The 19,476-nt window shown below is 76.0% G+C and carries 17 protein-coding genes and 1 pseudogene; 11 read left to right on the forward strand and 7 right to left on the reverse strand.

The window, feature by feature from the left end; translation table 11 throughout:
* The first annotated feature begins 398 nt into the window (after positions 1-398).
* A complete protein-coding gene (locus ACZ7LB_RS06485; RefSeq protein WP_471465686.1) occupies positions 399-1,868 on the forward strand; it encodes a helix-turn-helix domain-containing protein in 1,470 nt (489 codons plus the stop codon).
* On the opposite strand, the gene ACZ7LB_RS06490 is transcribed toward ACZ7LB_RS06485, so the two are convergent.
* Positions 1,841-2,659: an SAM-dependent methyltransferase gene (locus ACZ7LB_RS06490; RefSeq protein WP_471465687.1), complete on the reverse strand. Its 819-nt coding sequence runs from the start codon at positions 2,657-2,659 to the stop codon at positions 1,841-1,843. The genes ACZ7LB_RS06485 and ACZ7LB_RS06490 overlap by 28 nt on opposite strands.
* Positions 2,660-2,990: 331 nt before the next feature.
* Complete coding sequence (gene valS, locus ACZ7LB_RS06495; protein WP_471465688.1) at positions 2,991-5,561, reverse strand: valine--tRNA ligase; 2,571 nt, start codon at positions 5,559-5,561, stop codon at positions 2,991-2,993.
* 488 nt (positions 5,562-6,049) lie between these two features.
* On the opposite strand from valS, the gene ACZ7LB_RS06500 reads away from it, so the two are divergent.
* From ACZ7LB_RS06500 to ACZ7LB_RS06530, 7 genes are all read left to right on the forward strand, one after another.
* Positions 6,050-7,525 carry an ATP-binding protein gene (locus ACZ7LB_RS06500; RefSeq protein ID WP_471465689.1) on the forward strand — a complete coding sequence of 492 codons (1,476 nt, stop codon included), beginning with the start codon at positions 6,050-6,052 and terminating at the stop codon, positions 7,523-7,525.
* Positions 7,522-7,941, forward strand: a complete 420-nt coding sequence (locus ACZ7LB_RS06505) for a roadblock/LC7 domain-containing protein (RefSeq protein WP_471465690.1) — start codon at positions 7,522-7,524, stop codon at positions 7,939-7,941. The genes ACZ7LB_RS06500 and ACZ7LB_RS06505 overlap by 4 nt, the downstream gene beginning before the upstream one ends.
* The gene (locus ACZ7LB_RS06510; RefSeq protein WP_265293822.1) at positions 7,938-8,297 is read left to right on the forward strand and encodes a DUF742 domain-containing protein; all 360 of its coding nucleotides are present in this window, start codon (positions 7,938-7,940) and stop codon (positions 8,295-8,297) included. Before ACZ7LB_RS06505 ends, ACZ7LB_RS06510 begins: the two co-directional genes overlap by 4 nt.
* 4 nt (positions 8,298-8,301) lie before the next feature.
* A complete protein-coding gene (locus ACZ7LB_RS06515) occupies positions 8,302-8,913 on the forward strand; it encodes a GTP-binding protein (protein WP_237532163.1) in 612 nt (203 codons plus the stop codon).
* Entirely contained in the window at positions 8,910-10,148 is a 1,239-nt protein-coding gene (locus ACZ7LB_RS06520) for a cytochrome P450 family protein (protein WP_471465691.1), read from the forward strand. The genes ACZ7LB_RS06515 and ACZ7LB_RS06520 overlap by 4 nt, the downstream gene beginning before the upstream one ends.
* Positions 10,145-11,398, forward strand: a complete 1,254-nt coding sequence (locus ACZ7LB_RS06525; protein WP_471465693.1) for a cytochrome P450 family protein — start codon at positions 10,145-10,147, stop codon at positions 11,396-11,398. The genes ACZ7LB_RS06520 and ACZ7LB_RS06525 overlap by 4 nt, the downstream gene beginning before the upstream one ends.
* A 219-nt stretch (positions 11,399-11,617) precedes the next feature.
* Positions 11,618-11,899: a chaplin gene (locus ACZ7LB_RS06530; RefSeq protein ID WP_471465695.1), complete on the forward strand. Its 282-nt coding sequence runs from the start codon at positions 11,618-11,620 to the stop codon at positions 11,897-11,899.
* 106 nt (positions 11,900-12,005) lie between these two features.
* On the opposite strand, the gene ACZ7LB_RS06535 is transcribed toward ACZ7LB_RS06530, so the two are convergent.
* The 5 genes from ACZ7LB_RS06535 to chpG form a co-directional block, all read right to left on the reverse strand.
* Complete coding sequence (locus ACZ7LB_RS06535; RefSeq protein WP_471465697.1) at positions 12,006-12,872, reverse strand: tyrosinase family protein; 867 nt, start codon at positions 12,870-12,872, stop codon at positions 12,006-12,008.
* Complete coding sequence (locus ACZ7LB_RS06540) at positions 12,856-13,413, reverse strand: tyrosinase family oxidase copper chaperone (RefSeq protein ID WP_471465699.1); 558 nt, start codon at positions 13,411-13,413, stop codon at positions 12,856-12,858. The genes ACZ7LB_RS06535 and ACZ7LB_RS06540 overlap by 17 nt, the downstream gene beginning before the upstream one ends.
* Positions 13,414-13,561: 148 nt before the next feature.
* A complete protein-coding gene (locus tag ACZ7LB_RS06545) occupies positions 13,562-14,074 on the reverse strand; it encodes a hypothetical protein (RefSeq protein ID WP_471465700.1) in 513 nt (170 codons plus the stop codon).
* A gap of 40 nt (positions 14,075-14,114) precedes the next feature.
* Positions 14,115-14,396, reverse strand: coding sequence for a hypothetical protein (locus ACZ7LB_RS06550; protein ID WP_161225874.1), 282 nt, complete (start codon positions 14,394-14,396; stop codon positions 14,115-14,117).
* Between the two features lie 246 nt (positions 14,397-14,642).
* Positions 14,643-14,882: a chaplin ChpG gene (gene chpG, locus ACZ7LB_RS06555; protein ID WP_265293831.1), complete on the reverse strand. Its 240-nt coding sequence runs from the start codon at positions 14,880-14,882 to the stop codon at positions 14,643-14,645.
* Between the two features lie 371 nt (positions 14,883-15,253).
* Between chpG and ACZ7LB_RS06560 the strand changes: the two genes are divergently transcribed.
* The 3 genes and pseudogenes from ACZ7LB_RS06560 to ACZ7LB_RS06570 all read left to right on the forward strand — a co-directional run.
* Complete coding sequence (locus tag ACZ7LB_RS06560; protein ID WP_471465702.1) at positions 15,254-16,504, forward strand: glycosyltransferase; 1,251 nt, start codon at positions 15,254-15,256, stop codon at positions 16,502-16,504.
* On the forward strand, positions 16,501-17,925 hold the full coding sequence (locus ACZ7LB_RS06565; protein ID WP_471465704.1) for an exopolysaccharide biosynthesis polyprenyl glycosylphosphotransferase: 1,425 nt from the start codon (positions 16,501-16,503) through the stop codon (positions 17,923-17,925). The genes ACZ7LB_RS06560 and ACZ7LB_RS06565 overlap by 4 nt, the downstream gene beginning before the upstream one ends.
* A 5-nt stretch (positions 17,926-17,930) precedes the next feature.
* Positions 17,931-19,061, forward strand: a pseudogene (locus ACZ7LB_RS06570) (O-antigen ligase family protein); the annotation flags it as partial.
* Between the last annotated feature and the right edge of the window lie 415 nt (positions 19,062-19,476).

Consider the following 19,476-nt stretch of genomic DNA (forward strand, 5'->3'; position numbering starts at 1 on the left):
CCCCGGCGGCATCCCGTTGACGGACGCCTCCGCCCACCCGCCCGGAACCGGCCGTACCACCGCGGGCCCCTTCCGTCGCCCACCCACCGCGCACGGCGCATCACCCCCGGTGGCGGCGGCGTCGACGGGGGCGGCGGCGCCCTCCGGGGGCGCGGCGACCGCGCGAATGCGCCATCCCGGCCGCCCGCGAGTGCCCCGGCCCCCGCCGGGGGACGCTACGTTGACCACCGCGACGCCCACCGCGCGCGACCGGCGGCACACCCGCCGGGGCCGGCGGGCGGTCGGACACGCGTACCACCGGGGACATCCCCGCGACACACCCCGCGAGGCACGGCACCACGCGCCACGGGTCCCGGGAGGTCACGCTCGGTGACGATTCCGGATACGAGGAGCGAACGTTGGTCAGGCAGACGACTGGCACCGCGGAGCCTGGCGACGGCGGAGGCGGGGGCGAGCGGCAGGGCCATCGGAGCGCGGTGCGCTACCTCCGGAACGAGATCGGCCCCTCGGCGCCCCGGATGCTGCTCGGCCGCACCCTGCGCGCCCGGCGCCTGGAGCGCGGCCTGAAGCTGGAGGACGTGGCGCGCCACATGGGCTGCTCCGGTTCCAAGCTGAGCCGGATCGAGCGCGGCCACCACCTGTTCAAGGAGAAGGACCTGCTGCGACTGCTCTTCGTCTACGGGGTCGAGGAGACGCGGGAGCGCGACCGGCTGTTCCGCCTGGCCGAACTCGCCAACCGGCCGACCTGGTGGGACAGATGGTCGACGGTGGCCCCGCCGTACCTCCAGGCGGTGGTGAGCTTCGAGGACATGGCGACCCGCGTCAAGGCCAACGACTGCGTCCTGCTGTACGGACTGCTGCAGACCCCCGCCTACGCCGAGGCGCTGGTCCGGCGCGGCCCCGGCGGGAGCGGGGCCCATGACGCGCTGCTGCGGCTGGGCCGGGCCCGCCGGGAGCGGTTCGCCGCGACGCCGGGGAAGAACCTGATCTGCGTGGTCCACGAGTCGGCGCTGCTGAACCCGGTCGGCTCGCCGGAGATCATGGCCGGGCAGATGGAGCACCTGATCGCCCTGTCGCGGCGGCGCGGCCACCAGGTGCGCGTGGCCGAACAGGGGCGCCACTACGACCTGCCGGTCGAGCTGGGCAGCACCCTGCTCTTCGACTTCGAGGGCCGGGTGCCCAAGGTCGCCTACGCGGAGAGCCTGGACGGCGGGCTGTTCATCCAGGAGGAGGACATGGTGGACCACCGGGAGCGCGCCTTCGACCGGCTGCGCGCCCACGCGCTGGAACCGGAGGCGTCGCGGAGCCGGCTCCGCGAACTGGCGGAGCGCTACCGGACCGACGGCCGGTCCACGGGACGCGGCGGAGCGGGCGGCCCGGCGACAGCGGAGCCCGCCGGGGGCGTGGGCGACCGGACGGGCGCGGCGGGAATGTGCGGCACGGGCGGCACAGGCGGCGTGGCGGGCACGGGCGGCACAGCAGGCATGACGGGCATGTGCCGCGCGGGCGGCACGGGCAGCGTGGCGGGCGCTGGCGACACGGGCAGCACAGGCAGCACAGGCAGCGTGGCGGGCACGGACAGCGCGGACGGCACGACGGGCACGGGCGGCACGGCGAACGCGGACGGCACGACGGGCGCGGACGGCACGGACGGTGGCACCCCGGCCCACGGGGCCCCGGACCGCCCGCCCGTCCTGGCCGCGCCCCCGGCCCGCCCCGTGCCCGACCCGCCCTCCGGCCCACCCGGCAGGGACACCGCCCCGTCCGCCGGGGACCCCGCGGACGGGGCCTCCGGCCGCGCCCCCGCCCCCGGCGGCGCGGGTGGCAGCGGCAGCGGCGGTCAGGGCTTGCGGGCGACCCCCGCGTAGAGCGACGCCTGCCGGTCGCTGACCACCCCGGGCCCGCTGCCCGGCTCCGGATACCACCGGTGGGCGGGGACCACCCCGGGGCCGACCGGTTCGAGGCCGTCGAAGAAGGCGGCCACCTCCGCGTGCCCCCGCACCCGCAGCGGGGTGCCGTACCGCGCGCAGACCTCGGCGACGGCCCGCCACTCCCGGGGGGCGAAGTCCCCGGTGCAGTGGCTCAGGCTCAGGTACGACCCCGGCGGCAGCGGTTCCAGCAGCCGGGCGACGCTCTCGTGGGCCCGTCCGTCGGGGACGAGGTGCAGCAGCCCGTGCAGGACGAGGGCGACCGGGGAGCCGGGGTCGAGGACGCCCAGCCCCGTCACCGCCTCCCAGAGCCGCACCGGGTCGGTGACGTCGGCCCGGACCCGGTCCGTGCGCCCCTCGGGGGTGCCGTGCAGCAGTTCGTCGGCGTAGACGATCACGAGTCGGTCGTTGTCCACGTGGACGAACCGGCACTCGGGGGCGATCGCCTGTGCCACGTCGTGGAGGTGGGGCGCGTGCGGGAAGCCGGTGCCCACGTCGACGAACTGCCGGACGCCCAGGCGCGCGAGCCGGCCCACGGCCCGCAGCCCGAAGGCCCGGTTCACCCTGGCGGTGGTCTCGATGGGGCGGAACGCCCGGGCCATCTCGTCGCCCGCGATCCGGTCCACGGCGTAGTGCGTCGCCCCGCCGAGGAGGTAGTCGTAGATCCGGGCGCCGTGGGGCCGTTCCTGTCCCAAATCGGTGTGCGCACCACTCTGTTCCGGCTCAGGCACGGGCTGCTCCCCGGCGGCCCCGGGCGCCGGACGCCGTCCGCGCCGGGACCGGGCGCCGGTGCGCCGCCTCCCCCCGCGGACCGGCCCGTTCACCGGCGAATGTCCCGGGCCGCCCGATGTGAATGACGGTGGATCAGAAGCGTACCGCCGGGCCCGGAGTCCGCCCGACGGCCCCACCGGCCCCACCGGCCCCGCGAGCCCGGGCACCACCGCCGGCCCGCGGCCCCGCACCGCCCGTTCCCCGTCCGCCCCCGCCACGGCCGAGGGCCCCGACCGCGGCGCGGTGGGGCCCTCGGGGGCGTTCGGGGCGGCGGTCACCGCCGCGCGGGCGTCACGCCAGCTCGACCTCGACGGTCAGCTCGGCGTCCTCGTCCGCCACGAACTCGAACTCCCGCACCGCGCCGGCGGCCCGGACGTCCGCGCTCACCAGCCGGACGTCCTCCAGCACCGCGGCCGGGGCCCGCAGGACGACCCGGGCGGCCTCGGCGCGCATGGACACCTTCGCCGTGGACTTCGCCTTGCGGATGACCGTGATCACGGACGAGGCGACCTCGGTCAGCTCCGGGCGGCCCTCGGCGGCAGCCCCGGCCAGCTCCTCCACCACCGGCCAGGCGGCCCGGTGCACGGTGGAGTCATGGGTCCAGGACCAGGTCTCCTCGGTGGTGTAGGGGAGCACCGGGGCGAGCATCCGGGTCACCACGTCCAGGGCGAGCCGCAGCGTGGCCCGCGCCGACTCGGCGCCCTCCTGGGACTCCTTGCCGTAGGCGCGCTCCTTGACCAGCTCGACGTAGTAGTCGCAGAAGAACCAGAAGAACCGCTCGATGCTGTCCAGCGCCGACGTGTAGTCGAAGCCCTCCAGCGCCTCCGTGGCCTCCCGCACCGTGCCCGCGAGCCGCGCCGCCAGGGCCCGATCGAACGGGTCCGTCGTCCGGGCGCCCTCGGCCGGCGCGGGCAGGGACAGCACGAACTTGCTGGCGTTCAGCAGCTTCATGGCCAGCCTGCGGCCGATCTTCATCTGCTGGGGGTCGAAGGCGGTGTCCGTGCCCGGACGGCCGCTCGCCGCCCAGTAGCGGACCGCGTCCGCGCCGTACTCCTCCAGGAGGTGGCCCGGGGTGACGACGTTCCCCTGCGACTTGGACATCTTCTTGCGGTCCGGGTCGAGGATCCAGCCGGAGAGCGCCGTGTGCTTCCAGGGCAGGACGCCGGACTCCAGCTGGGACCGGACGACCGTGGTGAACAGCCAGGTCCGGATGATGTCGTGGGCCTGGGGGCGCAGGTCCATCGGGTAGACCTGGGCGAACAGCTCCGGGTCGGAGAGCCAGCCGCCCGCGAGCTGCGGGCTGAGCGAGGAGGTGGCCCAGGTGTCCATGACGTCCGGCTCGCCCATGAAGCCGTGGGGCACGCCGCGCTGCTCCTCGGTGTACCCGGGCGGGCACTCGCTGGAGGGGTCGACCGGCAGCGTCGACTCGTCCGGGACGATCGGCGCGTCGTAGTCCGGCTGACCGGCCTCGTCCAGCCGGTACCACATCGGGAAGGGGACGCCGAAGAAGCGCTGGCGGCTGATCAGCCAGTCGATGTTCAGGCCCTTGACCCAGTCGTTGTACCGCGACTGCATGTGCCGGGGGTGCCACTGGAGTTCCTCGCCCCGGGCGAGCAGCTCGTCGCGGTGCTCGACGGTGCGGATGAACCACTGCCGGCTGCTGACGATCTCCAGGGGCTTGTCGCCCTTCTCGAAGAACTTCACCGGACGGGTGGTCGGCCGGGGGTCGCCGACGAGGCTGCCGGACTCGCGCAGCTCGGCCACCAGGAGTTCCCTGGCGGTGTGCACGGTCTTGCCGACGACGGTGTCGTAGACCTCCTGGGCGCGCGCCGCGTCCTCGCACGGCAGCTCGGTGAAGTCCACCGGCAGCAGCCGTCCGTTGCGGCCGATCACGGTCCGCGTGGGCAGCTTGAACTCGCGCCACCACAGCACGTCGTTCATGTCGCCGAAGGTGCAGATCATGGCGATGCCGCTGCCCTTCTCGGGGTCCGCGGCGTGGTGGGCGACCACCGGGACGCGGACGCCGAACAGCGGGGAGGAGACCTCCTGGCCGAAGAGCGGCCGGTAGCGCTCGTCGTCCGGGTGGGCGACCAGGGCGACACAGGCGGGCAGCAGCTCGGGGCGGGTCGTCTCGATGAAGACGTCCTCGTCGCCGTGCTTGAAGGCCAGGCGGTGGTAGGCGCCCGCGACCTCCTTCTCGACGACCTCGGCGTTGGCGACCGCGGTCTGGAAGGAGACGTCCCACATGGTCGGCGCCTCGGACTGGTACGCCTCACCGCGGCCGAGCAGCCGCAGGAAGGCGGCCTGGGAGACCTTCTGGGCCTCCTTGCCGATGGTGGTGTACGTCATCGACCAGTCGACCGAGAGGCCCAGCTTGCGCCACAGCTCCTCGAAGACCTGCTCGTCCTCGGCGGTGAGCCGCTCGCACAGCTCGACGAAGTTCTGCCGGGAGATGCTGACGGCCGGCGCCTTCTTGTCCTTGCCGGTGCGCTCCGCGACGGGGACCGGCGGCACGAAGTCGGCGTCGTAGGGCAGCGAGGGGTCGCAGCGCACGCCGTAGTAGTTCTGCACCCGGCGCTCGGTCGGCAGGCCGTTGTCGTCCCAGCCCATCGGGTAGAAGACGTGCTTGCCGCGCATCCGCTGGTAGCGGGCGACGATGTCGGTGTGGGTGTAGCTGAACACGTGCCCGACGTGCAGCGATCCGCTCACCGTGGGGGGCGGGGTGTCGATGGAGAAGACCGTGTCGCGGGTGCCCGGCCGGTCGAAGCGGTATACGTCGGCCTCGCTCCAGAACTGGGACCACTTGGTCTCCAGTCCGTCGAGCAGTGGCTTCTCCGGCAGCGGAGACCCATAGCGCGTCACTCCGACACACCCTTCCCAGTCAGTTCTACTTCCAGAGGCCGGCTGGGCGACCGACGCCGTCGGCCGGTATTCGCCTCATGCGCAGATGATCAGTGATCCCGAGATGCAACACGACCCCGCGCCCAGTGTAGACGGCCCGGCCCCGGCCGGGCCCGGCACGGCGGCCCGCGGCGCGACGCCCCGCACAGCCGTGCGACGTCCCGCGCGCGACGCCCCGGCGGCGCCCCGGACCGCGCCCCGGACGGCGTCCCCCCGGTGCCCCGGACGGCGCGGCCCGCGGGGCCGTACCGGGGAAAGCGGTACCGCGGCCACCGGATATCGGTGTGTGTGACCCGTCACACAGCGAGACACCGCGACAGCAAAGTCGTGGTTCGGACAAAACAAAAAGGATCTCCGGCCAAAACTGCGGACAAGTGGCCGATTGCAGTGTGTACTTGGCGCGTCCACATCGCGTGGACTTTCCCCTGCCCCTTCCGAGGTCCTTTTCCATGATCGAGATACCGGAGCTGGCCGCAGCCGGCCTGGCCGCCGGGACGCTGACCGCCTTCGCACTCGGCGGCGGACTGCTGAGCGCGCGGCGGGGACGAGCCCGCCAGAACGCCGAGACCGAGGCGGTGCGCGAGCGGCTCGACGCCGCACAGACCCAACTGGTCCGGGCACAGGCCGCGTTCTCCGCGGAGCTCGACCACCTCGCCGCCCAGCGGATGCCCGCCGAGGCCTCCCGCCTGGCCCACCCCCACGTCCCCGTGCCGGGGCCGCTCGGGCCGGCGGGCGCCGGGACCGAGCCCGTGCTGGCGGAGCTGCGCCGGGCCGTCCTCCAGGAACGCAAGCGGGTCGACGCCGCCGCCCGCTCCGGGATGCGCGGCACCACCCGCGAGATCCAGGCCGGCCTCTACCGCCTCCAGGACGTGCTGCACGGACTCCAGCTCCGCTACGACGACCCGGAGCTGGCGCAGACCCTCTACGCCCTCGACCACGAGAACGAGCAGTCGCTGCGCCGCGCCCAGGTGGCGGCCGTGATCTGCGGCGCGTGGGTCGGGCTGGCCCGCGAGGAGTCGCATCTCGTCGACGCCGTCACCGGCGGCCAGGCCCGGCTCGTCGGCTACCACCGGGTGCGGGTGCAGAACCACCTCGAACCCGGCACCGCGCTGGTCTCGCACGCCGTGGAGCCGGTCGCCATCATCATGGCCGAGCTGCTCGACAACGCCCTGCGCCACTCCTCGCCCGAGACCGCCGTCGTCGTCAACCTCGAACGCGCCCACCACGGCATCACCGTCACCGTGGACGACGCGGGCGTCGGCATGGCCCCCGACGAGCGCCGCACCGCCCAGGGGCTGGTGGCGGGCACCGAGCCGATCATGCTGTCCGACCTCGGCGACCCGCCCCGGATGGGTCTCGCCGCCATCGGCCAGCTCACCCGGCAGTTCGACCTCTCCGTCGACCTGTCGACGCCCTCCCCCTACGGCGGCGTCCGCGCCATCCTGCTGATCAAGACGCATCTGCTGTCGTACATCGACCCCCTGCTCCACCCGCCCTCCGCCAGCGCCGCCCCCTCCACCCGGCAGTACCGGACGGAGGAGCACGAGGGGCCCGAGGGGCACCCGGACGCCTTCGCCGACCGGCGCCCCACCCGGGAGGAGGCCGCGCGGGGTGCCGCCCTCGACACCCCGCTCCCGCACCCGCCCGCCCCCGCGGACCCCCCGCCCCCGCCCGCACCGGCCGCCGCCCCCGGCACCGGGCCCGGGATCACCCCCCGGTCCGCGCCCGGCGGCTACCCCGACGGCGACCTGCTCCCGCAGCGCCGCCGCCGGGCCCGGACCGCCGCCGCCGACGACGACCGGGCGGCACCGCCGAGGTCCCCCGTCCGTACCCCCGAGGAATCCGCCGCCGCGCTCGGCGCACTCCAGTCCGCCACCAACGCGGCCCGACAGGCCGCCGCCACCGAAGGGAGCGACCCGCTATGAACAGCCGCGAGACCGGCGACACCGCCTGGGTTCTCGACCCGATCCTGGAGATCCCGCACGTACGGGCCGCCGTGCTGCTCACCAGGGACGGTCTGGTCTCCGGATACTCCGCTGCGCTCGCCCAGGAGTCCGCCGAGCGGGTCGCCGCGATCACCTCGACCGTGCAGGGCGCCTGCCGCACCGCCGCCGCGGCCTTCGCGGACGCCCCCGGCGCGCTGCTGCGCCAGGTCGTCATCGAGTCCGACCACGGCTACATCCTGGTGGCGCCCACCGACCACGGCACCTGCGTCGCCGCCTACGGCGGTCCCGAGGTACGGCTGGACCTGCTCGGTCACCGGGTCCACTCCCAGGTCGCCCGGCTCGGCCAGAAGGCCATGACCGCCGCGCCCCGCGGGGCCGACGGCCACCCGGCATGACCGGCCGCCGCACCGGCCGCCCGCTCGTCCCCGCGTATCTCTCGACCGGGGGCGTGGCCCGGCCCAGCCGCAACAGCCTGGAGCGGCTGTCCGTCCTGACCGGCACCGGGGGCCCCGCCCCGGCCGGCCTGCCCGCGGCACAGCACGCCCTGCTCGGCGCGCTGGAGGGCGGCTCGCTGACCGTGGTGGAGGCGGCGGCCCTGCTGCGGCTGCCGGTCTCCGCGCTGCGGGTGCTCGCCGCCGCCCTGACCGACCAGGGACTGGTGAGCGCCCGCCCGCCCGTCCCCCTCGCCGCCCTGCCCGACCGTGACCTCTTGGAGAGAGTGGCCGATGGCCTCCGCGCCCTCAAGCTCTGACCGGATGTACAGCGCGTCCGCCCCGCCCCCGACCGCCTCGGAGCTGCACCTCCCGGAGACCGCGCGGGAGCTGGTGAAGATCCTGGTCACCGGGCCGTTCGGGGTGGGCAAGACCACCCTGATCGACGCGGTGTCCGAGATCCGCCCCCTGCACACCGAGGAGCACCTGACCCAGGCGTCCGTGGCGGTCGACGACCTGGCCGGCGTCCGGGACAAGACCACGACCACCGTCGCCATCGACTTCGGCCGGGCGTCGCTGGGCGACTCGGTCGTCCTCTACCTGTTCGGCACCCCCGGGCAGGAACGGTTCCGCCCGCTGTGGGACGACATCGCCTACGGGGCGCTCGGCGCGCTGGTCCTCGTCGACACCCGGCGCATCGACGAGTCCTTCGACGTCCTCGGCCTGGTCGAGGAGAGCGGGGTGCCGTACGCCGTCGCGCTCAACACCTTCCCCGACTCCCCCCGTTACACGGAGGAGCAGCTCCGCCGCTCCCTCGACCTGGAGCCGGACACCCCGCTCGTGGTCTGCGACGCCCGGGACACCAACTCGTCCCTCGACGCGCTGATCTCCCTCGTCCAGCATCTCATCGACCGCATGTCCGCGGAGGTACGGTGACCACCCACCCAGCCCGTTCCGACGCCTTCGCCCAGGGCACGCCGGTGCGCCTGTGGGAGGACGGCTTCGCCCTCGACCCCTACGCCTACTACACCGCCCTGCGCGCCCAGGGGCCCGTCGGCTGGGCCGAGCTGGCCCCCGGGCAGTCGGCGTACGTGGTCACCGACCGGCGGGCCGCGCTGGACCTGCTGCACGACACCGAGTCCTTCTCCGTGGACCCCCGCCCCTGGGAGCGGACCGTCCCGGAGGACTCCCAGCTCCTGTCCATGATGCGCTGGCGGCCCAACTGCCTGTTCGCGGACGGCGGGGAGCACATCCGCTACCGGCAGACCCTGCTGGACGCCTTCGACCTCGTCGAGCCGCACGACCTGCGGGAGCGGGTGCACCGCTCGGTGGACATCCTGGTCTCGCGCTTCGGGCCGGACGGCGAGGCCGACCTCGTCCGCCAGTTCGCGCGCCCGCTGATGACGCTGGTCCTCAACAACCTCTTCGGCCTGCCGGACAGCGAGTCCGGCCGCCTGGAGGCGGCCCTGGGCCTGATGATGGAGGGCGGCGAGGAGTCCGCCGCGGGCGAGGCCGAGTACGGCAAGTACGTCATGGAGCTGATCGCGGTCAAGTCCGCGCGGCGCGGCGACGACCTGCCGAGCCGGCTGCTGGACCACCCGCTGCGGCTCACCCCGGAGGAGGTCACCTGGCAGGTGTTCCTCACCCTGGGCGCCGGCCACGAGCCCACCGCCAACCTGATCTCCAACGCCCTCTCCCGCATCCTCGGCAACCCCGCCTACTACTCGACGCTCACCTCGGGCGCGCGGCCGGTCATGGACGCGGTCATGGAGGTGCTGCGCTACGAGACGCCGCTCTCCAACTACGGGGTGCACTTCGCCCGGCGGTCGACGAGCTTCCACGGGATGTGGCTCCAGGCGGCGGTGCCGATCATCATCTCCTTCGGCGCGATGGGGCACTTCTCGGAGCGGGACCACGCGGGCACCCACCACCCGCACGACGCCTCGCACCTGTCCTGGGGCGCCGGTCCCCACTCCTGCCCGGTCAAGCAGCCCGCGCTGCTGATCGCCACGGAGGCGGTCGAGCGCCTCACCCAGTGGCTGCCGGACCTGCGGCCCACCGTCGCCCGCGAGCGCCTCCAGTGGCGTCCGGGCCCCTTCCACCGCTCCCTGACGGCACTGCCCGTCCGCTTCACCGCCCGTGTTCCCGACCAGGCAGGAGATCGTGCATGACCGTGTCCGACCCCACCCGCGTCGTCATCGATCCGTTCGGCTCCGACATCGTTGCCGAGAGCGCGAGGCTGCGCTCCCTGGGCCCGGTGGTGCCCGTGGAGCTGCCGGGCGGCATCCCCGCCTGGGCCCCCACCGGGCACGACGTGCTGAAGGAGCTGATCCTCGACCCCCGGGTGAGCAAGGACCCGCGCCGGCACTGGTCGCTGTTCCCGCGCGTCCCGGAGAACCCGGAGTGGGTGTGGATCCTCGGCTGGGTGGGCGTCGTCAACATGCTCAGCGCCTACGGGGGCGACCACACCCGGCTGCGCAGGCTGGTCGCCCCCAGCTTCACCGCCCGCCGCACCGAGGCCATGCGGGGCCGGGTCGAGGCCATCGCGGAGGAGCTGCTGGGCGAGCTGGGGACCGCCGGGGCGGACGGCTCGGTGGTGGACCTGCGGGCCGCCCTCGCCCATCCGCTGCCGATGCGGATGATCTGCGACCTGTTCGGGGTGCCGGACCATCTCGTCGGCGCCACCGGGCGGCTGATCGCCGCGCTGATGGACACCTCGGACCCGAGCCCCGAGCACGGCGCCCTCGTCCAGGAGCAGACGGCCGCCGTCCTCGGCGCCCTGATCGCCCACAAGGCCGAGCACCCCGGCGACGACATGACCACCGAACTGCTCCGGGTCCGCGACGAGGACGGCGGCCGGCTCAGCGACGAGGAACTCCTCTACACGCTGCTGCTGGTCATCGGCGCGGGGTTCGAGACCACCGTCAACCTCATCGGCAACGGTGTCGTGGCCCTGCTGGAGCGGCCCGCGCAGCTCGCCGCCGTGCGGGCGGGCGGGATCTCCTGGGAGCAGGTGATCGAGGAGACGCTGCGGTCCCGCCCGTCCATCGCGAACCTGCCGCTGCGCTACGCCGTCACCGACATCACCGTGGCGGGAGTCACCATCCCGGCGGGCGACGCGATCCTGACCACGTACGCCGCCGCGGGCAGCGACCCGGCGCGCTACGGCCCGGACGCGGCGGAGTTCGACGCGGCGCGGGGCGCGGACGACCACCTGTCGTTCGGGATCGGGGTGCACCGCTGCATCGGCGCGCCGCTGGCCCGGATGGAGGCGATGGCGGCGCTGCCCGCGCTCTTCGACCGCTTCCCGGACATCGCCCCGGCGTACGGGCCGGACGGGCTGCGCCAGGTGCCGTCGTTCATCGCCTACGGCTGGCAGGAGATCCCCGTCCGGCTGACCCGCTCGGCCGGGGACGGCTGACCGCCCCGGTGTTCCGGCGCGGGGTCCGGCACGGGGCGGGGCGCTGTGTCCGGCACGGGGCGGGGCGCGCGGACCGGCGCGCGGTCCCCGGCCGTCCCCGCGCCCGAAACGGGTGATCCGCGCATTCCCTCCCGTGACCCCGCCCGCTCCCCCGCGTTGAACCCGGCAGTGCGGTGGCGCGTCCTGCCGCCGCGCTCCCCGAGTCAGAAGGAGAACGTGATGTCTCGCATCGCGAAGGCTGCCGGTGTCGCCCTGGGCGCCGGTGCCGTGGTGCTCAGCGGCACCGGCCTGGCCATGGCGGACGCGGGCGCGGAGGGCGCGGCCGTCGGCTCGCCCGGTGTGCTGTCGGGCAACGTCGTCCAGGTCCCGGTGAACATCCCGGTCAACCTGTGCGGCAACACCATCGACGTGGTCGGTGTGCTGAACCCGGCCTTCGGCAACACCTGCGTCAACAGCGGTGGTCACGGCGGCGGCCACGGCGGTTACGGCTACGGCGGCTGAACCCGCCCCGGGCACACCGAGGGGCCCCGGCGTCACGACGATGACGCCGGGGCCCCTCGCCGTGGGCCCGGCCCGCCGCCGGACACCGGGGGCCGGGCGGAGCGGCTCAGGCGTACCGGTAGACGCCGCCGACGTCGTCCAGCTGGTCCGGGGTCACGTTCCACGGCGGCAGCTTCTCGTGCCGGGCGACGATCCGGCCGCGCTGGGCGCTGCCCTGGGCGGGCTGTGCGGCGGGCAGGTAGCGGTGGCTGCTGTGCCGGGCCTGCCAGCGGGTCCACTGGAGGTCCACGAAGGCGTGGTGCAGCCAGAACACCGGGTCGTTGACGGAGGCGCCGCCCAGCATGGCGCCGCCGACCCAGCGGTGGACGCGGTTGTGGTTGCGCCAGGAGACGCTGCCGGTGCCGCTGCCCCAGCCCTCCAGCTTGTTGCGGAAGCCGGTGCGGACGGTGGAGTCCCAGGGCGAGGCGTCGTAGACCGGGTCGTCGAGGGCCCAGGTGACGTCGCCTTTCGTCGGCAGGGCGAGCGGGTCGGCGGGGCGGCCGAGGTTCCGGGTGAGGTAGGAGGTGCTCACCACGTTGACCCTGATCGGCCAGTTGCCCGTGGCGTGCGCGAACGGCCCGGTGGTGACCCGGTGGTCGGAGCGCCGGCCGTTGCCGCCGAGGAGGTCGTCCGTCCAGGGCGCGCCGGTGGTGGAGCGGTCCTTGGTCCAGTCCCAGTAGGGCACGGTCACCGAGGAGTCGACGCGGCGCAGCGCGTTCTCCAGGTCCAGCAGGAAGCGGCGGTGCCAGGGCAGGAAGGACGGCGCCATGTGGGCGGTGCGCAGCTTCTTCTCGCCGTCGGAGACGTAGTAGTCGATGTGCAGCCGGACGAACTCGTCGTACTCTCCGCTCCGTTTGAGCGCGAGCAGCGCGTCGACGAAGCGGCGCTTCTCGGTGCGGGTGAGCGTGCTGACGTCCTTACGCGTGTACGCCACGGTGTCCCCCCAGGTGGGTGCGGCCGCCGTCGGACGGCTCCTCGTTCAGCCGGGTGTCCGGCCCCATCTCGTCGACGGCGGCGCGGGCGGCGTCGAGCGGGGTCGGGTACGACTGGTAGTGGTCGATCATGCTGAGCCAGGTGCCGTCGGCCCGGCGCATCAGGTGCAGGGGGCGGCCGTCCACGGTGACGTGCCAGGCGTCGCCCTCGGCGGAGCGGTCGGCGGCGGTGCGGACGCCGCGGATGCGGTGGCCCCGGTAGGTCTCGTCGAACACGGCGCCGGTCAGGGGCCGGGTGGCCGTCCGTCCGCCGGACGGCGGTTCGGCACCCGGCAGCGGGGGCGCGGGGCGGGTGCCGCGGGCGGCGTCGGCGGGCGCGGAGGCCGCGATCAGCGGGGCCACGGAGAGGGCGAGGGCGGGGGCTAGCAGTCCCCGCATCATCTCCCGCCTGGTGCCGTGGAAGGGTCCGCCTCTCGCCGGGCCGCCCGGTTCCCGGCCGGTCCCGTCCGCCGGGTCCGCCGCTGTGCCGGTGGTGTTGGCCATGGCTCGCTCCTCGTTCTCGTTCGGTGCGCTGGTCCGCGCTCGGTAGCGGTAACCGGGCGACGGGCCCTGCGGTCACTCACCGCAGGGCCACACGGAGCACCGGCCGGCCGGACGTCCGGCCGCCGCGCCGGGAACGGGCGACGGCCTCCTACAGGCCCGGTCCCACACCGAGACCGGCCGCGGGCACCGTTTCGACGACGGGCGCGAGTACACCCGCGCGGGGGAGGCCGAGGGACGGGAGCCCGCCGGCGGCCGCGGGGGCGCGCAGCGGGGTGTCCAGGGCCAGGCCGGGCGTCAGGGTGCGCAGCCCGGCGGCGGGGGCGTCGAGGGCGGCGTGGTCGAAGCCCTCGCCGAGCAGGCGCGGCAGGGGCTGGCGGACGTCGAGGCCGGGCAGCCCCCCGGTCACCGGCAGTTGGGGCAGGGTCCGGTCGGGCAGCAGGCGGCCCTCGGTGTACCGGGGGCCCTCGGGGGCGCCGGCCGTGGGCACGGGCAGCTCGCCCGCGATCTCGGGCAGTTCCGCGCCGAGGGCGGTCTCGGCGCCGCCGAGCGGCACCGGCACGGGGACCGCCGCGGCGGCCGCGGCGGGGGTGGCGGTGGCGCCGAGGGCGGCGGCCAGACCGGCGACGGCGGCGGCGAGGGCGCCTCTGGTGGTCCGCTTCATGGCGGGCGCGGCTCCTTTCGGGAGTGCGTGACGGGGCGGGTCAGCCGCCGAGCGGGAGGCCGCCGAGCAGGCCGGTGCCGGTGTTGAGCTTCCGGGTCGCGCCGTTCACGGTGTGCAGCACGGAGTCCTTGTTCTCGGTGTCGAGCGCGTCCGACTGGTGCTTGAGCGGCATCACGTCGATGGGGCCCTTGGTGAGCGAGTTCACCGCGCCGTTGAGGCTGGTGGGCGTGAGGTCGGCGGTGTTCTGGGCGAACGCGGGCGCGGCGGCGCCCGCGAGGGCCAGGGACCCGGCAACGACAGCGGCAGCCTTCAGGGACTTCATCGTGTTCCTTTCGTCGGCGACGGGGGTCGCCGGTGGACGTGCTGGCGCCGTGCCCAACGAGCGCGGAGGGGGCGGGGAAACCACGCCCGGCGCAAGACATATGAGATCCCCGGCACACTCCCGGCCGGTCCCGCGCCCCGGGGAGGGCGGGACCGGCCGGGAGTGTGCCGGGGAACGCGGAACCGGCCGCCCGCCCGCGCGGGGTGACCGCGCGGCGGACGGCCGGCCCGGGTGCCGGGAGCGGCGTCAGCCGTTCACGCACCCGTTGCCGAACGCGGGGTTCAGCAGGCCGATGATGTCGATGGTGTTGCCGCAGACGTTGACCGGGACGTGGACCGGGATCTGCAGCACGTTGCCGGACAGGACGCCCGGGGAGTGGGCGGCGACGGCCTGCGCGCCACTGTCGGCAGCGGCGACACCGGCGGTGCCCGCCACCGCGGCGGCGGCGACGGAGGTCAGGGCCAGGCCCTTCGCGATACGCGACATGGAGAGGTGCTCCTTGGGGGTTGCTCGTCAGACATCCGGGCGGGGATGCCCGGCGCAGTGTCAACGCCCCGTGCTCCCGGGGGTTGTGCCGCCAAAGGGGTGATCTCCCCGGGGGCCGCCCTTCACCGGTCCAACACGGATACCCGATTTCACCGTATTAGTACTGATTGCGGCTAGAGTCCCAGCGTCCGAGGCACCTCCCGCGCCCTCCGCGGGACACCGGCCGAGGCACTGTCCGAAGCTCCGAAAGGGCACGCCGGTCATGCGCGGTCCACCGGTTCCGCCCGCCGGCGTACGCCGCGGCGCGGCCGGAACCACGCGACGAGACGCGTCCCGCCGGCCCCCGCACTCCCGCGAGCGAGGAGACGCGCATGCATCCGCCACCGACCGGGTCCCGGCCGAGGGTCCTGCACATCACCCAGCCGGTGGACGGCGGAGTCGCCCGCGTCGTGGGTGATGTGACGTTCCGTCAGCTCGATGACGGGCTGGAGGTCGTGGTCGCCTGTCCGGACGGTCCGCTCGCCGACCGGCTGCGGGCGCTCGGCGCGGACGTGCGGCACTGGTCCGCCTCCCGGGCGCCGGGCCCCGCGCTCGGGGCGGAGACGGCCCGGCTGGCCCGGCTCGTCGGACAGGTGCGGCCGGATCTGGTGCACGCACACAGCGCCAAGGCCGGTCTCGCCGCCCGGCTCGCCGTGCGCGGCCGGGTGCCGACGGTGTTCCAGCCGCACGCCTGGTCGTTCGAGGCGGTCGGCGGGACGGCGGCGGCGCTGGCGCTGCGCTGGGAGCGGTACGCGGCGCGCTGGGCGGCGCGGACGGTGTGCGTGAGCGAGGCGGAGCGGCGGCGGGGCGAGCGGGCGGGCGTGCCCGGACGGTGGGCGGTGCTCCCCAACGGGGTGGACACCGTCCTCTTCCGCCCGGCGGCGCCCGGGACCGGGACCGGTCCGGGCGCCCCGGCCGGGGACGGGGCCGCCGGGCCGCTGGTGGTGTGCGTGGGACGGCTGTGCCGGCAGAAGGGGCAGGACGTGCTGCTCCGCGCCTGGGAGGCGGTGGCGGCACGGCTGCCCGGGGCCCGGCTGGTGCTGGTCGGCGACGGTCCCGACCGGGCCGCGCTCGCCGCGCGCGCCCCGGCGACGGTGCGGTTCGCCGGCGCCGTCCGCGACCCCGCCGACTGGTACCGGGCCGCCGACCTGGTCGTGCTGCCCTCGCGCTGGGAGGGCATGGCGCTGGCCCCGCTGGAGGCGCTGGCCTGCGGGCGGCCGGTGATCGTCACCGACACCGACGGCGCCCGGGAGGCCCTGCCGAGGGCGCTCGCCGCGCACTGCCTGGTGCCGCCGGAGGACCCCGCCGCCCTGGCCCGCGCGCTCGTCGCGCTGCTCCCGGATGCCCGGCTGCGCGCCGCGCTGGGCCGCCGGGGCCGCGCCCACGTCCTCGCCGCGCACGACGTGCGGCGCACCACCGCCGCCCTGACCTCCCTCTACCGCGAGCTGCTGCCCGCCGCCGCGCCGCCCGGCCCCCGGCGCCCGCGCCCCGGTCCCGCCGTCCGCCCGCCATGCCCCGCCGCGCCGGGCGGGGCACGGCCCGCCGCCCTGTCCCCCGAGTGCAGGGAGAGCCCCCAGCCGTGACCGCGGAAAGCACCGTCCCCATCCCCGCCGGTGAGCCGCGGGCCCTCGGTCCGTCACCCGTGTCGGTGCTGGCCCCGCGCCCCGGCGCGGACGGCTTCCGGCCGTCCGCCGGGCCCCCGGCGCCGCGCCCGGCGGCCGTGCTGCCGCTGCTCGCCGCCGACGGCGCCGCGGCCCTGCCCGGCGCGCTGGTCCTCGACGGCGCCCCGCACCGCCCGCTGCTGGTCGCCCTCCTGGCCGCCGGGGCGCTGCTGCTGCACCTCCGCCCCGCCCGGCGGCTGCCCGGCGTCCTGGACGAACTGCCCGCGCTGTGCGGGCGGATCGCGGTGCTGTGGCTGGCCCTGGCGGCGCTGCTGGCGGCGTACTCCCCGCCGAGCGCGCTGTCCCCGCGCACCCTGCTGCTCGGGTTCCTGCTGCACACGGCGGCGGCCTGCGCCGCCCGGGGCGCCGCGCACCGGCGGCACCGCGCCGCGCTGCTGCGCCGGCCGCGCGCCGCCCTCGTCGTGGGCCCCGCCCAGGCCGCCCAGCGGGTCGCCGCCGCCGTGCTGCGCCATCCGCGCTGCGGGATGCGCCCGGTCGGGGTGGTCGCCGACGGGCCGCGCGGCGCCCCCGGCCTGCCGGTGCTGACCACTCGCGAGGAGGTGCGCCGGGCCGTGGTGCAGAACGGCGTCCGCGAGGTGCTGGCGGTGCGCCCGCCGGCCCCGGCCCGGCGGGCGGCCCTGCTGCGGACGCTGGCCGAGTCGGGCTGCGCGGTGTGGGAGGTCGAGGCCGACGTCCCCGCCGCCCCGGGCCGGGAGCGGCTCGCCGGGTTCGCCTGCCGCCGGGCGGACGGCGGCACCGGGCGGCCCGGCGGCACCGGCAAGCGGGTCCTGGACGTGGCCGTCTCGGCGGCGCTGCTGCTCCTGCTCGCCCCGCTGCTGCTGGTCTGCGCCGGGGCCCTGCGGGTGAGCGGCGGCCCGGGGGTGGTGTTCCGCCAGGAACGCGTCGGCCAGGGCGGCCGCACCTTCACCCTGCTGAAGTTCCGCACCCACCGCCCGGCCGACGAGCACGAGGCGGCCACCCGCTGGAGCGTGGCCGACGAGCGGCGCATGCCGTGGTTCTGCCGCTTCCTGCGCCGCACCTCGCTGGACGAGCTGCTCCAGCTCTGGAACGTGCTGCGCGGCGACATGAGCCTGGTCGGCCCGCGCCCCGAACGCCCCTACTTCGTCGCCCGGTTCAGCCGGACCCACCCCGGATACGCCGCCCGTCACCGGGTGCCGGCCGGGATCACCGGCCTCGCGCAGGTCAACGGGCTGCGCGGGGACACCTCCATCGAGGACCGGGCCCGCTTCGACAACGCCTACATCGACGACTGGTCGCTGTGGCTGGACGTCTGCATCCTGCTGCGCACCGCCGCCGCGCTCGTCCGCCCCTCGGGGAGCTGACCGCCGTGAGCCACGCCCCGCCCCGGTGGTCCGCCGCGGCCGTCCGGCGCCCGCCGCCCGTCCTGGCGGTGGTGGCGGTCGTCGCGCTGCTCGCCCTGCCCGTCGCGCCGGGCGGCGGCGCCCACCCGGCCGACGCGGTCTCCGCGCTGGCGGTGCTGTACTGCGCGGTCCGGCTGGCGCGCGGGCGGCGGCGGCCCCTGTCCCGCCGGGCCGTCGCGGTGCTGGCGCTGCCGGTGCCCGGGCTCACCCTGGCCGCCGCGGGCGCCTCGGCGGGCGCCGGGCCGGCCGGGTTCGGCCGCTACCTCCAGGTCTTCGTCCTCGTCCCGGCCACCGTGCTGCTGCTGGTGCGCGACCGCCGGGACGCCCGGCTGCTCGCCTGGTCCCTGGTGGGGCTCGCGCTCTGGCAGGGGGCCCTCGGAGTGCACCAGTACGCCACCGCGACCGGCGCCTTCTACCGGGGCGAGCCGATCCGGGCCGTGGGCACCTTCGGGTCGCAGGACGTGATGGGGATGGCGACGGTGGTCTCCCTGGGCCTGGTCTGCGCGGTGGGCCTCGCGCTGGGCCACGGCCCCGCGCGGCGCAGGGCCGTCGCCGCCGGGTGCGCGCTGGTCCTGCTGCCGCCGCTGGCCCTCTCCTTCAGCAGGGGCGCCTGGATCGCGACGGCGGTGGCGTGCGCCGCGCAGGTGCTGCTGACCGGGGCGCGGCGGGCCCTGGCGGTGGGGGCGGCGGCGGTCGCGGCGGGCGTGGTGCTGGTCGGCGGCCTCGGGGTCGGCACGGCGATGCTCCAGGAGCGCCTGGACAGCATCACCCGGGTCGCCGACGCGCCCGACCGGTCCGTCACCGACCGGTACACCATGTGGGCGGCGGCGGTGGACATGTGGCGGGAGGGCCCGCTGACCGGGGTGGGCCTCAAGGGCTTCCCCGACCACCGGGACACCCATGCCTCGCTGGCCCTGTCGTCGGGCGGCGAGACCGACGGGGCGGGGACGGGCTACGTGCGGCAGCCGCTGCTCTCCCCGCACAACATGTATCTGCTGGTCCTGGCCGAGCAGGGCCTCATCGGCCTCTCGGGCCTGGCCGGATGCTGGCTGGCCCTCCTCGCCCTCGGCCTGCGACGGCTGTACGCGGGGACGCGCACGGAGGCGGGGCCGGAGGTGGAGGCGGGGCCGGGGCCGGACGGCGGTGCGGCGGGGACGTGTCCCCGGGCGGGGGGCCAAGGCGCTGCGGGGACACCCGCCGGCGTGGCGCCGCGGAGTGCGGTGGAACGGCCCGGGATCGCGAGGGCGCACGGCGCGGCGGGGGCCCACGGGGCCGTGGGAGGACCCGGTCCCGTGACGGCGCACGGCGGGGTGGAGGCCGACGGGGCCGGGGGAGGAGCCGGGGCCGTGACGGCGCACGGCGCGGTGGAGGCCCACCGGGCCGGGGGAGGACCCGGGGCCGTGACGGCGCACGGCGCGGTAAAGGCCCACCGGACCGTGGGAGGAGCCGGGGCCGGGGCCGGGGCGTCGCCCCGTGCCGGGGAAACCCGCGGTGCGGTCGCGCATGCCGGCG

It is taken from the genome of Streptomyces sp. NPDC107521 (assembly GCF_055598485.1).

Coding starts and splice junctions, on each gene's coding strand:
- ACZ7LB_RS06505 (WP_471465690.1), top strand. CDS start 7,522: ATGAACAGCCGCGAGACCGGCGACACCGCCTGGGTTCTCGACCCGATC.
- chpG (WP_265293831.1), bottom strand. CDS start 14,882: ATGTCGCGTATCGCGAAGGGCCTGGCCCTGACCTCCGTCGCCGCCGCC.
- ACZ7LB_RS06545 (WP_471465700.1), bottom strand. CDS start 14,074: ATGAAGCGGACCACCAGAGGCGCCCTCGCCGCCGCCGTCGCCGGTCTG.
- ACZ7LB_RS06510 (WP_265293822.1), top strand. CDS start 7,938: ATGACCGGCCGCCGCACCGGCCGCCCGCTCGTCCCCGCGTATCTCTCG.
- ACZ7LB_RS06530 (WP_471465695.1), top strand. CDS start 11,618: ATGTCTCGCATCGCGAAGGCTGCCGGTGTCGCCCTGGGCGCCGGTGCC.
- ACZ7LB_RS06560 (WP_471465702.1), top strand. CDS start 15,254: ATGCATCCGCCACCGACCGGGTCCCGGCCGAGGGTCCTGCACATCACC.
- ACZ7LB_RS06525 (WP_471465693.1), top strand. CDS start 10,145: ATGACCGTGTCCGACCCCACCCGCGTCGTCATCGATCCGTTCGGCTCC.
- ACZ7LB_RS06515 (WP_237532163.1), top strand. CDS start 8,302: ATGTACAGCGCGTCCGCCCCGCCCCCGACCGCCTCGGAGCTGCACCTC.
- ACZ7LB_RS06540 (WP_471465699.1), bottom strand. CDS start 13,413: ATGGCCAACACCACCGGCACAGCGGCGGACCCGGCGGACGGGACCGGC.
- ACZ7LB_RS06500 (WP_471465689.1), top strand. CDS start 6,050: ATGATCGAGATACCGGAGCTGGCCGCAGCCGGCCTGGCCGCCGGGACG.
- ACZ7LB_RS06550 (WP_161225874.1), bottom strand. CDS start 14,396: ATGAAGTCCCTGAAGGCTGCCGCTGTCGTTGCCGGGTCCCTGGCCCTC.